14 protein-coding genes are annotated in these 14,618 nt (G+C 30.7%); all 14 read left to right on the top strand.

Annotated features, from left to right (window positions below):
- Nucleotides 1–8: 8 nt before the first annotated feature.
- From DWV06_RS12755 to DWV06_RS12690, 14 genes are read left to right on the top strand one after another with little or no spacing between them, the layout of a single operon-like run.
- Entirely contained in the window at nucleotides 9–1,061 is a 1,053-nt protein-coding gene (locus DWV06_RS12755; RefSeq protein ID WP_115482573.1) for an FkbM family methyltransferase, read from the top strand.
- Between the two features lie 20 nt (nucleotides 1,062–1,081).
- A complete protein-coding gene (locus tag DWV06_RS12750) occupies nucleotides 1,082–1,570 on the top strand; it encodes a hypothetical protein (protein WP_115482572.1) in 489 nt (162 codons plus the stop codon).
- Nucleotides 1,571–1,602: 32 nt separating this feature from the next.
- Nucleotides 1,603–2,496 carry a glycosyltransferase family 8 protein gene (locus tag DWV06_RS12745; RefSeq protein WP_115482571.1) on the top strand — a complete coding sequence of 298 codons (894 nt, stop codon included), beginning with the start codon at nucleotides 1,603–1,605 and terminating at the stop codon, nucleotides 2,494–2,496.
- A gap of 13 nt (nucleotides 2,497–2,509) precedes the next feature.
- The gene (locus DWV06_RS12740) at nucleotides 2,510–3,523 is read left to right on the top strand and encodes a class I SAM-dependent methyltransferase (RefSeq protein ID WP_115482570.1); all 1,014 of its coding nucleotides are present in this window, start codon (nucleotides 2,510–2,512) and stop codon (nucleotides 3,521–3,523) included.
- Complete coding sequence (locus DWV06_RS12735) at nucleotides 3,511–4,476, top strand: glycosyltransferase family 2 protein (RefSeq protein WP_115482569.1); 966 nt, start codon at nucleotides 3,511–3,513, stop codon at nucleotides 4,474–4,476. Before DWV06_RS12740 ends, DWV06_RS12735 begins: the two co-directional genes overlap by 13 nt.
- A 57-nt stretch (nucleotides 4,477–4,533) precedes the next feature.
- Nucleotides 4,534–5,010, top strand: coding sequence for a hypothetical protein (locus DWV06_RS12730; RefSeq protein ID WP_115482568.1), 477 nt, complete (start codon nucleotides 4,534–4,536; stop codon nucleotides 5,008–5,010).
- Nucleotides 5,011–5,040: 30 nt separating this feature from the next.
- Nucleotides 5,041–6,180 (top strand): polysialyltransferase family glycosyltransferase, encoded by a 1,140-nt coding sequence (locus tag DWV06_RS12725; RefSeq protein WP_115482567.1) that lies wholly within the window; start codon nucleotides 5,041–5,043, stop codon nucleotides 6,178–6,180.
- Nucleotides 6,181–6,194: 14 nt separating this feature from the next.
- Complete coding sequence (locus DWV06_RS12720; RefSeq protein WP_162300631.1) at nucleotides 6,195–7,448, top strand: glycosyltransferase family 4 protein; 1,254 nt, start codon at nucleotides 6,195–6,197, stop codon at nucleotides 7,446–7,448.
- 24 nt (nucleotides 7,449–7,472) lie between these two features.
- A complete protein-coding gene (locus tag DWV06_RS12715) occupies nucleotides 7,473–8,399 on the top strand; it encodes an ATP-grasp fold amidoligase family protein (RefSeq protein ID WP_235828960.1) in 927 nt (308 codons plus the stop codon).
- Complete coding sequence (locus DWV06_RS12710; protein ID WP_115482565.1) at nucleotides 8,392–9,864, top strand: DUF362 domain-containing protein; 1,473 nt, start codon at nucleotides 8,392–8,394, stop codon at nucleotides 9,862–9,864. Before DWV06_RS12715 ends, DWV06_RS12710 begins: the two co-directional genes overlap by 8 nt.
- A 1-nt stretch (nucleotide 9,865) precedes the next feature.
- Nucleotides 9,866–11,056, top strand: a complete 1,191-nt coding sequence (locus tag DWV06_RS12705) for a glycosyltransferase family 4 protein (protein WP_115482564.1) — start codon at nucleotides 9,866–9,868, stop codon at nucleotides 11,054–11,056.
- Between the two features lie 25 nt (nucleotides 11,057–11,081).
- Complete coding sequence (locus DWV06_RS12700) at nucleotides 11,082–12,896, top strand: alkaline phosphatase family protein (RefSeq protein WP_115482563.1); 1,815 nt, start codon at nucleotides 11,082–11,084, stop codon at nucleotides 12,894–12,896.
- Complete coding sequence (locus DWV06_RS12695) at nucleotides 12,893–13,720, top strand: radical SAM/SPASM domain-containing protein (protein ID WP_115482562.1); 828 nt, start codon at nucleotides 12,893–12,895, stop codon at nucleotides 13,718–13,720. The genes DWV06_RS12700 and DWV06_RS12695 overlap by 4 nt, the downstream gene beginning before the upstream one ends.
- A gap of 16 nt (nucleotides 13,721–13,736) precedes the next feature.
- Nucleotides 13,737–14,618: a hypothetical protein gene (locus DWV06_RS12690; protein ID WP_115482561.1), complete on the top strand. Its 882-nt coding sequence runs from the start codon at nucleotides 13,737–13,739 to the stop codon at nucleotides 14,616–14,618.

Below are 14,618 nucleotides of genomic sequence, written 5' to 3'. Positions count from 1 at the left end.
AGACGTTCATGAGAAAATTTGATTTTGATACATGGGATAAGTTTCAAAAAGAATCAGTAGGAAAGAAACTAGTGCTATTTGGGGCTGCGAGTGGCTGTCGACATTTCTTTGAAAAAAAGGGCAGTGAATTTAAAATTTCTTATATTGTAGATAATGACTCAATGAAATGGGGTAAAAGGAATCAGGAGATAGATGTAAGAGATCCGAAAGTATTGAAAGAAGAAAACCAGGAAGATATTATTGTTCTTATTGTAAGTGTACACATAGTTGAAATAGTAGAGCAATTAGAGTCTTTAGGAGTAACGAATTATTATTCATGGCGTTTTTTAAATACGAATATTAAAAAAGAAGATACCGAGAGATATTTAAAAGAGTTTCAGATGGTAGAAAGTTTACTGGCAGATGAGGAATCTAAAAAAGTTTATAAAAGTGTAATAGAAAAACGAAGTCTTGGGATAAAAGATTATAGAGATATTTTCAGTGGACACCATTATTTTCCAAAAGGTATTATTAAAAGAGAAGAAGAAGAGATATTTGTAGATTGTGGAGCTTTCGATGGAGATTCTATCATAAAATTTAAAGAATGGGTTCATAATAACTATAAGAAAATATATGCTTTTGAACCAACAAAGGAAACTTATCAAAAATTAAGTAATAATTTTAAAGATGATGATAAGATAAATTGCATGCAAGCAGGTGTATGGGAAAAAGAAACTACATTGATGTTCAGTGAAAACGATGAAGTAGCAGGTGCTAATAAAATTTCAGAAAGTGGTGGGACAGAAATTCATTGCATATCACTAGATGATATATTGGGATCTGAGAAGGTGACCTTTATTAAAATGGATGTAGAAGGTGCAGAGCAAGAAGCAATTTTAGGAGCGCAAACAATTATAAAAGAAAATAAGCCGAAGTTGGCAATCAGCATCTATCATAGTTTAGAAGATTTATGGAAAGTACCGTTACTTATTCAAGAACTAGTGCCTGAGTATCAATTGTATATCAGGCATCATGATATACTTACATGGGAAACTGTTGTTTATGCAGTCTATGAAAAATAGGGAAATGAGGATGAGTGGAAATGAAAGGGAAATTTTTAGTATTCTTGACCGGAGTCATTACAGGAATCTGTATCGGTGCAGCTTTATTATATAAAATGCAGTTAAAAGCTTTGGAGAAACTAAATGCGAAAACTGATAAGTTTAAACAGTATTACAACACGTTAAACCAGTGGTTGAATAATAAAGATGACGGAAAAAGTTCCGTAAATTTTTTTAAGCGCAATGGATATCAAAGTGTTGCAATTTATGGAATGGGTGAACTTGGGAATCGTTTGTATAAAGAACTAAGGAATAGTGATATAAAAATAAAATATGTAATTGATCAATCGATTGATTATCTTAATCATGAAGTATCTGTTATGTCTCCGGAAGATAGGTTAGAAGCTGTAGATGTAATTGTAGTCACACCAACTTTTGCGTTTGAAGACATAAGAAGTAAACTGAAAGCTAAGATTAATTGCCCAATTATTTCGATCAATGAAGTACTTTATGAAATAGACGGAAATTAAATTAAAAGGACATAAAATCAGGAGGAACTTTAATGAAACATCAGAATATGAATATTTTAGTTACGTTAGATGAAAATTATTTATCTCCGCTGCGGGTAATGCTGCACTCTTTGTTCGTCAATAATAAATGGGCTTATATTCATGTATATTTGATGCATAGTTCCATTCCGGATATAAAGTTAAAAGAGTTAGAAAAGTTTATTAAATCTTATCAACATACTTTAAAGATAATCAAGGTCAAAGATGATATATTTGAAGACGCCCCCAAACGTTTGCATATAACGAAGGAAACTTATTATAGACTATTAGTTATGGATTATCTTGATGAAAGGATTGAGCGAATTTTATATTTGGATCCTGATTTAATTGTAAATGATTCTATTAAAAGTTTTTATCATTGCAATATGGAACATGCTATTTTTGCCGGAGCTGCGGATTCCTTTATGAATCAGAAGTATAATCCGCATAAACAGAGTTTGGGGCTGCCAACTACAAAGACATACATTAATGCAGGCGTGTTACTGATTAATGTCAAAAAATTACGGAGATTTACCGACACGAATAAAATTATAGATGAAATTTATAATAATTATGACAAACTTAAAGTACAGGATCAAGATCTGGTCAATATGTTGTTTTATCCATATATTAAAATAGTTTCAAACCGATTTAATCGAGATGCAAATTTTCAAAATATGAAAGAGCGCTGGGAATATCCATTGATAAGGCTCAAGCAATGTTTTCAGAAACAAAATATAATCATTCATTATTTAGGTCCCCAAAAACCTTGGAAAAAAAATTATGGTGGAAAATTTTTAATTGAGTATTGGAAGTATGCCAGAAAAGTATCGGATAGAAAGATGAAAAAAATTGTCAAAGCAAACTTTAAGACATGGATGTATGATTGGATAAAGGTTACAGATTGAAAGTGAGGATGAGATGGATTTAGAAAATAAATATATTGTATTTCCTAATGATAAAATAAAAAAAGGTGAGAAAATTGCAATTTATGGTGCGGGAAAGATTGGTAGATGTCTTGTGGAACAATTGCAAGCAACGAATTATTGCAGAGTAGAAGTTTTAATTGATAAAGAAGCGGATGGAATTGATCAGGTTCATGGAATTTCCTGCATTCTTCCACAGGAAATAAAAAACTATAATCCAGATAAAATTTTAATAGGAAAATTTGCACATCAATCAGAGATATATGAAACATTAATTGCTTTAGGAATTGAAGAATCTAAAATTATTAGGTTAGAGGAGAAATATATTCTACCAGCAATAACCAATGTTGTAGAAACCATAAAAGATGTGAATTGGCTGACTTATTATAATGAAGCAGAAAAGGCAGCAGATAAACAGGTAGATTATTATATCCTGCCTTTTATTAAGAAATATTCTATGACTGACAAAGATAAATCCATTGTTTGCGATTTTGCTTGCGGCCATGGTAGAATTGCAAATCGTATCAGAGATTTTGCAAAAGAGTTTGTAGGTTGTGATATCTCAGAGAAAGCTGTTGATTATTGCAATACAAGATTTCAAAAAGAAAGTAATATTTCGTTTATTACTTGTAATTCTAATGAGATTCCATTAGAAGACAATCAATTTGATTTTATTTATTCATGGGATGCTATGGTTCATTTTCCAATTGAGGATATGCAATTATACATAAATGAGTTTTATCGTTTACTGAAAGTACAAGGATATGTATTAATACATCATTCAAATTGGAAAAATTGTAAAGAAAATAAACAAAGAGAAAACGCTTTATCAAGTAATCGGCATTGGAGAAGTAATGTAAGTAAAGAAGAAATTGCAAGATTAAGTAAACAAGCAGGATTTGAAGTGACAGAACAAAAAGTAATTGACTGGGGTGCTATTTCAGAGTTAGATTGTATTACTGTTTTAAAAAAGACTGATAATGAAGGAATGATGTTATGCAGAGAGTAAGTCGAAAGGATAAGATAGATATTATATTACCAACATATAACGGTGAAAAGTACATTAGAGATCAAATAGAGTCAATAATTGGACAAGATTATACCAATTGGAATCTTTTAATTCGTGATGATGGATCAAAAGATCAGACACCAAGAATAATTAGAGAATTTCATAAAAAATATCCGGATAAAATTCATATTATTTATGATAATAAAGGAAATTTGGGTGTGACTTATAATGTATTTGAATTATTGAAATACGCAAAAAATCCATATATTATGTTCTGCGATCAAGATGATATATGGAAAGTCAATAAAATCAGAACGTTATTTGAATATATAAAAAAGGTTGAGAAAGATAATAAGAATCAGCCTTTATTGGTTCACTCAGATGCTAGTATTGTAGATTCAAAATTAAAAATGATTCATCCATCTTTTGCATCTTACATTCATTGGGACAAAAGGAGGGACTCACTGGCTAACCTGTTACAAAGAAATGTAGTTCAAGGATCAAGTGCTGTTATCAATCAAAAACTACTTGAAAAAGTTAAAATATTAGGAAATAAAAAAGGTCTGAAAACGGTACATCATGATTGGTGGATTGCAGTCGTCGCAGCTACATTTGGAAAAATATACTACTGCAATAAAGCCTTAATGCTTTATCGTCAACATGGTAATAATATAATTGGAGCAACATCAAATACATTACATTTAAGAGATTTATTCCATTTATCCAACAAAGAGTTGAATGATTTGAGATATCGCTTTTATTTGTCAACCAATCCTTTGATTTGCAGACAAATTTTAAAAGTTTTTTCAAACGAACTGACAAAAAGACAAAAAAAGATTTTAAAACATTATGAAATTAGTCCCAACAATATAAAAGAATTTTTTGAGTTAAGATTACAAATGGAATTTTCGATACCACATATTTTGGGAATGATTTTATTTACGGTAGGTTAATACTTTTGATTAAAATTGATTAAATTGATATAAAAATGAAGAAAAGAGGAAAAACATATGAAAAAAGGATGCGTAGCCATTTTATCAACTGTATTGGGAGCTGTTGCAGGTGCTGCAACAAGTAAAGTGATTTCAGATAAAACAATTAATCAAAAAGCGGAAAAAGTAGATAAATTTAAAAGTTATTATAATATGTTAAACCAATGGCTGCTGATAAAGCAAGAAGGGAAATCTTTAGAAAGTTGGTTTATTGAAAATGAGTATAAGACGGTAGCAATTTACGGTATGGGAGAAATGGGGAACCGTTTGTACGACGAGCTTAATAATACAAGTATCAACGTAAAGTATGGTATTGATAAGAATGCAGGAGCAACTTATTCTGATTTAGAAGTGTGTTCTTTAGATGATTGTTTAGAAGAGGTCGATGTGGTGATTGTTACTGCAATCTTTGCTTTTGATGAAATTGAGGAAGAGATAGGAGATATAATTTTAGCACCAATCGTCTCTTTGGAAGATGTAGTATACGAATTGTAAATAATAAATTACAAAGAGGCGGCAGATAAGATGGAAAAAAGTAAAAATATCTATGAAATAAGTTATAGGATAAAACAAGACAAAAAATTAAATTTTATTTCCTTTGCTATCACACCATGGCATGCTCTGGGTGTGATGGGAGCATTGGAAGTTTTAAAAAAGAAGGGCTGTCATTTAGAGGGCATGATTTGTATCTGTCCTCATACAACAGGAGGAGTTTTATTGGACAAGTCCTTTTTTTCATCTGTTGAATCTGATAAAGTCGAAATTTTTACCTTCCGTGGTAGTGAAAACGTTTCTAATAAAAAGATGAAACAATATCTAAAAACAATTCCTTTAAGAGATGGAGAAGATTTTTTTGTAATCAGTCCTCTTAAGCCTCAGTATGAAATAATTGAAAAAATAAGTCTAGTACGAAAAAATGACAGAATTACTGCTGTCGTAATTGACGAAGGCTTAGCGACTTATATGAGAGACACCAAAAGCTGGCTGCAAAGTCAGAAACGAGAAGAAAAGAAAGATATAATTTCGTTAGATGAGATTTTGAATAAACTTCTTTTGGAAAAGTATTATCTAAAATATCTAAATAAATATAAGCTCTGTATGAACCAAAATATTTTTATTAAAAATCACAAGCAAGAATTAGTAATGAATCGCAGAGCTATTTATGGATATCGCTCTATTTTAAAAAAGATGAAATCTGAAAATCAAATAACTAATGCAAATGATTATGCTAATGCAGTCGTTATTAACACACAGCCATATTTTGAAGAAGGAAGATTTAAATCAGAGATTGATTTAAAAGTGATAGAAAATGCCTGTGATTTTTTTCAGAATCAAAATCTATCTGTGATTTTAAAGGTACATCCCAGGGAAGATCTTTTAGAACGGTATCAAAATCTTCCTTGCAAAATTGATACTTCCGGGGGGGTGCCAATGGAACTGTTATTGGCATCTTTAAAAGTAAAGCCGAAATATTTGGTGGGATTTACAACAACGACCTTAGTTACTGCTAAGTTGTTTTTTGGAATAGAAGGAATATCACTGATTAATTTAGTAGATTCCAATGAGATGGAAATGGAATTAAAGAAAGAGTTTCACAGATTTGCACATTATTTCAAAGAGTATATTAAAATACCTAATTACTTACAAGAATTGGAACAAAAATGATTGGAGGGTTACACATGCACATCGTTTATGCAATACGAGAATTTGAATATAATACAACACATGGCGGTGTGATTAGTTATGTAACAAATATTTCTGAAATATTTGCAAGACATGGACATAAAATCTCTATTGTTGCAATATCTGATAAACATCGAGGAAGCCATTTTTGGAAAAAAAATATTACAATAGAGTATATTAATTTAAGAGATACGTTTTTAGGAAGACAATTATTAACGTATAAGGAATCTCATACTCAATACTCATGTTTAATCCGTATAATTGAGAAAGTAGTGAGAAGTTATGAAATTAATAGAAGAATTAAGAAGTTACATAAAACCGATAAAATTGATTTGATCCAATATGCAAGTCCAACTGCAATAGGATTATTCCGAATCAGAGCGATACCCACTATTGTTAGAATATCACAAGATCCCACTTTGTGGAGAGAAACAGAGGATCCAAATTATAATATGAAATCTTCAATGAATCGAGTGAGTTTTGAAGATAAATTAGAATTAGCTGCAATCAAGAGAGCAGATGTGGTGTTTGCACCAAGTAAATTAGTTGCAGAAATTATAGAAAAACGATTAGGTTTAAACGTATCTGTTATTGAAAGTCCCTTTAATCATAATAAAAACTCCTTTCAGTATAAAAATCAAAAAAGTATTTTACATGATAAAAACTACTTTTTATACTTTGGAATTTTAAGCAATCGCAAAGCAATGCTGACAATTGCAGATATCTTAGAGAATGTATTAAGGGATTATCCTAACATGTATTTCGTTTTTGCTGGAGAAAATAGAGAATTAGAATTAAAAGATGGAAGGAGAATAAGAGCTGTAAAATATCTGAAAGAAAAAGCAGGGAAGCAGAAAGACAGAGTGATTCATTTTAATGGTCTAAAAAGAGAAAGTCTTTATCCAATAATTGAAAGAGCTGATATCTGTATTCTTCCTTCCAGAATAGATAATCTTGCCAATTCTTTCATTGAGGCAATGGCACTAGGTAAAATTGTTATTTCTACTTACGGTTCTAGTGCGGAGCAATTGATTACACAAGGTGTAAATGGAATTTTAGTGAAACAGGAATCTCCAAGATCATTGAAAAATGCAATTGATTTTGTTATGAAAATGGATAAGATAAAAAGGAATCGAATCGGGATTAGAGCAAAAGAAAGCTTACAGCGGCTGGAACCGGAAATGGTTTATCAGAAACATTTAAAGTTCTACCTAGACCTTTTGAAAAAACGGGAAAGGCCTTCTTTATAAACGATTTTATCTAGGAGGAGAGTTATGAGGATAAAAATAAAAATGAAATCAATGAAACAGATTATGAATGATTTTCATATTAAGGGTTGGCTTAATTGGTTGCCGGATGACACTCTTCTTAAATTTATTTATAGAATAAGATTTGATAAGAATCTTAATTTGAAGAATCCAAGAACGTTTAATGAAAAAATTCAGTGGCTAAAACTCTATGATCGTAAAGCACAATATACGAGAATGGTTGATAAATATGCAGTAAGAAAATTAATCAAAAAAAATTTAGGTGACGAATATCTGATACCCTTATTAGGAGTATGGAATACTTTTGAAGAAATAAATTTTGATGAACTTCCAAATCAGTTTGTCATGAAATGTACTCATGACTCAGGGAGTGTCATAATCTGCAAGGACAAGGAAAAATTTGATATAAACGAAGCAAAAGAAAAGATGAAAAAAGCATTGAATCGAAATTATTATTATTTATGGCGTGAATGGCCATATAAAAATATAAAGCCCAGAATCATTGCAGAGAAGTATATGCTGGATGAAAGTAATTCTGAGTTAAAAGACTATAAGTTCATGGTATTTAACGGTGAGGTCAAATGTTCTTTTGTTTGTCATAACCGATATGGAAAAGAAGGATTATATGTTGATTTTTATGACAAAGACTGGAATCGTATGTCATTTGAACGACACTATCATAGTAGTAATATAATATTACCCAAACCAAAGAATTATGACTTAATGGTTAAGATCTCAGAGGATTTTTCTAAGGGAATAAGATTTATTAGAATTGATTTTTATGAAATTAACGGTAAATTGTATTTTGGAGAATTTACTTTTTATCCGGGAAGTGGTTTGGAGGAATTTTCGCCGGAATGGTATGATAAAAAATTTGGATCTTGGTTGAATTTAAAAGAGGAAGGACATAAAGGAGTGAAAAGAATTGGTTAATTATTTTATGTACAAGCAAGAAAGCAAATACCCATCAGATACTTATTATAGGCCAGATATAGCCTATCCTGAATATCCATTTAAAGAGCTGGGGATATCTGAGACTAAGAATGATGTATATGAAATGATTAGAGAGATTTTTTATCATATTGGACTGGATAATGAAAATTTTGGAACTGAAAATTGGAATCCTTTAGAACGTTATATTAAACCCGGAAATACAGTTTTGATTAAACCAAATCTCGTCAATCATACGAATCCTTCTGAAAAAGTTTACAAAAAAGGAATGGAGTGTCTCACAACACATCCATCTATCATTCGAACTATGATTGATTATGTGTATATTGCTCTGAAAGGAAGGGGAACTATAATAGTAGCGGATGCGCCTATACAAGACTGCGATTTTAATTTTATGTTAGAAAAAGGTGGCTATTCTAATATTTTAAAGTTTTATCGCCAGTTGCAGGATAGTATGTTGCAGTTTGGAATTAATGATCTAAGAAAAGTAACATTAGTAAGAGATAAGGAAGTTTTAAAGCAAAGAGTAAGAAAAGATTTAAAGTTTGAAGAAAAGATAATTAATATAGGGAGACATTCAAAATTTGCCCACAAAGATTATGAAGGGAAGCTGCGTATTATCAACTATGATTCGAATGATGTGAATCGTTTTCATCATGATAACGTACAAGCCTATGGAATAAGTGATGCATGCTTACAAGCTGATGTAATCATAAATCTGCCTAAACCTAAAACTCATCGTTTAGCCGGATTTACCGGAGCTTTAAAAAATGTTGTAGGTATTTGTACAAGAAAGGAGTTCTTACCTCATCATTGTAAAGGGGCCCAAAATAAAGGTGGAGATGAATACAAGAATTCTGGAATTTTGAAAAATTTATCCAGCAACATTGACGATATTAAGAATTTTGCATTAAAAAGAAACATGTATATGGTTTCTGAACTTTTGATTAAAAGTAATAAAGAATTAAACAAACTCATTTGCAGGAAAGACCAAAAGAGAATAAAACTTGGCGGATGGTATGGGAATGATACGATATGGCGCACAATTGAAGACTTAAATTATATTGTGAAGTTTTGCAATAAGAGTGGAAAGTTATGCAGAACGCCACAAAGAACAGTGATACATCTGGGTGATATGATTGTAAGTGGAGAAAAAGAAGGGCCTTTGGCACCATCATACAAAAAAGTGGGAGGATTATTATTTGCAGATGACCCGGTTTTATTTGACTTATGTCTCGTACGGTTAATGGGATTTGATTATAAGAAAATTCCTTTATTAAAAAATATAACAAAGAGTAACGTTCACTGGAAAAAAGATATTAATAAATTGGAACTATGTTCAAACAATCCTGAGTTTTGCGGTAAGATTAATAAAGTCCAGGATTCATTTCAATTTGTACCCACAAGTGGATGGATTGGTGCAATGGAAAGACAAGGAGAATATTAATATGGTGATTCTATTTGTTACAAGATGGTATGTGGAGAAAAGGAGAAATAAGCTTATCAACTTATCCGGTATGCCTACTTATATATATCGTATAACCAAAGCATTAAAAGAAAGAGGACATGAACCAATAGTAGTTGCTGCGAGCACGAAAACCAGGAAAGAGATATTAGAAGGAATAGAAGTTCATTACGTGAAATATAAGGAGATACAGACCGGTAGTGAGGTGTTAAATTTAGGTTTGAATGATATCTTGAGAGATTTAAAATTACATTGTGAAGTAAAAAAAGTAGCAAAAAAGAAAAAGATTGATTTAATACAATATGCAGGCTGTACCGGTACCGGACTCTTTCACTCAAATCAAACACCTGGTATTTTACGTTTATCTACTTACTCAAAAGTATATAATATTTTCGAGAATAAAAATCAATCATTAGGAGTAAGATTTGAATCGTTTTTAGAAAGAATGGCATCTAGAAAGATGGATGGTATTATAGCTCCAAGTTATGCAATGGGAGTTCCTTTTGGAAAAGATACCCATAGAAACGTACAGATAATAGAAACGCCATTTTTTAATGAAGTAAAAGAGAATGATTTATCAGTATACAAAAAAAGATTAGAAGATAAGAAATACTTTCTTTATTTTGGCAATATTACACCCAATAAAGGTGTTTTTACCATTGCGGGTACTTTTAGTGAACTATTTGGTAAATATCCTGATTATTATTTTGTTTTTATCGGAACTGATTATTTTTATAAAAATAAAAGGTGTAGTGTATTAATGAGAGAGGCAGCAGGGAGATATGCGAATCAAATTCTTTATCTTTCACCATTGGAGCATAAACAACTTTATCCTATTATTGAGAAGGCTGAGTTGGTGGTATTGCCATCTTTAATGGAGAATTTTTCAAATGCTTGTATGGAAGCCATGTATTTTAATGGGTTGGTAGCAGCAACAGCAGGTACAAGTTTTGAACAGCTGATTAAGGAGGAAGAGACAGGTTTTCTGAGTATACCGGGAAATTCAGAAAGCTTGTATAAAGCGATAGAAAAGGCTATGAATTTGCAGGAAGAGAAGAAAGAGCAAATTAGATTAGCTGCTAAAAAAAGAGTGGAACAACTTAGGCCTGAAATTGCAGTAGCGCGGTTAGAGAATTATTACAATTATATTTTGAAAAAGCGTAGTACAAAATAGATATTTTAAGATTAGGAGGATAAGAATGAACATAAATATTAGTTTAGACAAGTTAATTACAAAATATAAGATAGATTCCTTTTATCCTCAGGTTGCTATGCGGAAAAAAGCAGAGGAGCTGTTGAATACATTAATAAAAGATCTTTCAAAAGATAAAACGATTGCTCTGCGCGGAGCGGGAATTCATTCAGACTACGTATTAAACGCATTGGATGCTTCTAATAGAAAAAAAATTTCTTTTATGATTGATAAATTTTCAAAAGAAAAAGGAGAAGATATACCTATATTTGAAGTTGATAAAATTCCAGATTTAAAAATAGATACGATAATAATATCATCTTTTGCAAATCGATTTGATATGGCAGTAGAGCTTTATAATATGCAGGAAACTTTAAATTTTCATATTAATATTATAGATTTATATTCCTATTTTCAATTAAATGATCTTAATTTCCAAAACTGCTATTATACAGATACTGAATTTGGTTATAAAGAAATTTATTGTGTCCGAAAACAGTATTTGAAAGAAGAAAATCTTCAAAGAAAAGGTATGCTATTAGAGCAGCTTATATATTTATATTTATATATTAAGGATTTTTATTATGCACAGAAATATATCATAGAGTATATACAAAATAATTTTGAACGAAAAGAAGAATACAAACAATTTCATTTTGAACTTGTTAGTTTATTGGAAGAAATTGAAATCCAAATGCATAGAAGAGAAGGGAAAGACATTATTATTAATTGGATGGATGCGCTAAAAACAGAAGAGTTACAAGATATGCCGCATCTGTTTGAGTTATCAAAGAAAAGTGTTTTCTTTGATCATGCATATACGGTAATGCCTTGGACAAGTATGACGTTGGCATCAATGATGACGAATCAGTATCCAATTGAAGGCAGACTCTTTCAAATAAAACAATTTAACAGAGAAACAAGTGTGTTTTTAGACAAGTTAGAGAAACGTAATTATAAATTCCAATATCTAGGAGAATTTAAGCAGGTAAAAAAATTTGCTCCTGCATATCGAAATAAAATGATTAAAAAAAATATAGGATATTTGCCTTGTTGTTCTTATCAATGGGAGGTAATAAACACCATATTAAATAGTGAGAGACCTGTGTGCATTTTGGCGCATAATCTTCTGGAAACACATACACCATTTTTAAACGGACATGCTAATCTTTTAGAGTTCAAATCAGTTGGGACATTTATGCCCCAGGAAATTAGTAAAAATTTAACATCTCAAATGAATGAGAGTAAACGGTATCTGGATATTCAATTACATTGGTATCGTCAATTCTATGATAATTGTACATTATGTTATATGAGCGATCATGGAAAATTTACTAGACAACAGTATACGGATAATGCTGTACACATAAATTTCTTCTGGTATCAAAAAAATGTTGAACGTAATAGGTATCAAAAACTTTTTAGTTTAAAAGATTTTTCATTTGTAATTGAAAGTATATTAGATTCTAAACCTTTTACAAAATTTGAAACATATATTCGTTTAGAAGGACTTGATACCTATAATAAAACAGCGGTAGAAACCATTTTAAATAATTGTTCGATGGAAGAGATGAAAGAATATTTACAATATACAGGTATTAGGACTGAGAAAGAGAAATATATACGAAACAGTCAGGGAGATGAAGTTTTTTATCTGTTACCTGATGAGGAACAAAATCAAATCAATAACGAAATGTATCAAGATAGAATTGATTCATTAAGAAAGATCACAGGAGATTGTTTTATAGATATTTTTGCTGAAGATTTTTTTGTAGAGAGCAGACGAATATATAATACTGTTTTAAGGAGGGATAAAGCGTGAATAAAGACATAATAAATAATTTAAAGTGCAGAATTTATTACGCCTATTTTTTGTTAAGAAAGCCATTATTTCGGTACATTGAAATAGAAACTGTGAATCGATGTAATGGTACCTGTTCCTTTTGCCCTGTCAATAAATTTCAGGATTCTAGAAAATATGCAAAAATGTCTACGGAACTATTTGAGAAAATAATAAATCAACTATCGGATTTAAATTATAAGGGTGAACTTGCCTTATTTTCCAATAATGAGCCATTTTTGGATGATAGGATAATTGAATTTGCGAAGCTGGCCAGAGAAAAACTTCCTCATGCTTATATTTATTTATATACCAATGGAACATTACTAACTTATAAAAGTGCTATGGAGATAGAAAAATATTTAAATAAGATTATAATTGATTGGTATTATGAAGATAAAAAAGAAGTGAATAAAGAAATTAAAAAGATAATTAAGAGATCAGAAAAAAAGCTGAAGTTGAGAGAAAAAATAGATCTCTTTTATATTAGTAAAAATAGAGTAGGCTCTACCAGAGGTGGTCAGGCACCTAATAAGAAAATAGAATCTACAGTTTCAAGTTTGTGTTGTTTAAATTTGCTGCAATTTGTGATTCGTTCTAATGGAAAGGTAAGTTTATGTTGTAATGATGCAATGGGGAAATACACATTGGGAGATGTAAATAAACAGAGCCTGTCAGATATATGGTACGGTCAAAAATTTAATATTGCAAGAAAAAGAAATATGAAAGGTAGACAATATATTAAACTTTGTAAATATTGTGATACAAAAGAAGATAGAATTTTAAAATGGAAAACAAACAAATAGATAAAGAGGGCGTATTATGAGACAAATTTATGACAAATGTATCTATGTAAATGTTAAGTTGAAAAAGTGCATTGAGTATATACAAGCTCAAAATTTTGAAGAAGCTATCATTAGTTCAGCTCATATTTGGATAGTAATTTCAGATATGATAAAGAGAATGGAAGAACTTGACCCAAAACAGGAAATTCCAATGTTTGAAGAGAAATTAGTGATTCATATAATAAACGAAATAATGAAGGCGAAAAATAATAATAACTATATACAAGTTAAGGATCTGATAGAATCACAATTACAGCCCATTTTTATTTCACTTCAAAGGGAACTGGGTCTTAAAGCACCTATTACCGAGCCGGTCTTTTACAATCAAAATATGGAAAATTGTATGGATTATAACCCTGAATTAGCGAACTATATAAAAGAAATTCCAATATCAATAGCAGAGGAATTCAAATTTGAAGAGGCTTTATCAGGAAATGTGATTTTGAAGAGGGAATTAAAGAATCAAAGGACGATACATTTTCATAGCATACAAGATCCTTGGCTTGAAGCTCAGAAGTTTATTGACCAGTGTGACAATCAAAATAAGGAACGTTTCCTCGTATTTGGTTTGGGGTGGGGGTTTCACATATTTGAACTGCTAGATCGTTATAAAGAAGTCATTATCTTTGAAGCCGACGCAGCTTTAATAAGACTTTGGTTTGAGCATAGAGATATAAAAGGAAGTATTTGGGGAAGAGGAGCACAATTAATCTATGATCCTGATTTTAAAAAGCTTCAAATGGCTTTAGGAAAGTTGAATCGAGAGAAAGATACTTTTGTGATACATTATCCCTCTTATATAAATTTACAAAGTGAAATGATAAAGTTTGAAAATATGATTAAAACAGAAAGGAAATAG

The organism is Anaerosacchariphilus polymeriproducens, assembly GCF_003363435.1.
In the GTDB taxonomy this organism is placed as follows: Bacteria; Bacillota; Clostridia; order Lachnospirales; family Lachnospiraceae; genus Anaerosacchariphilus; species Anaerosacchariphilus polymeriproducens.
Note: the sequence above shows the minus strand (reverse complement) of the source record. Positions and strands in the feature narration are given on the sequence as shown.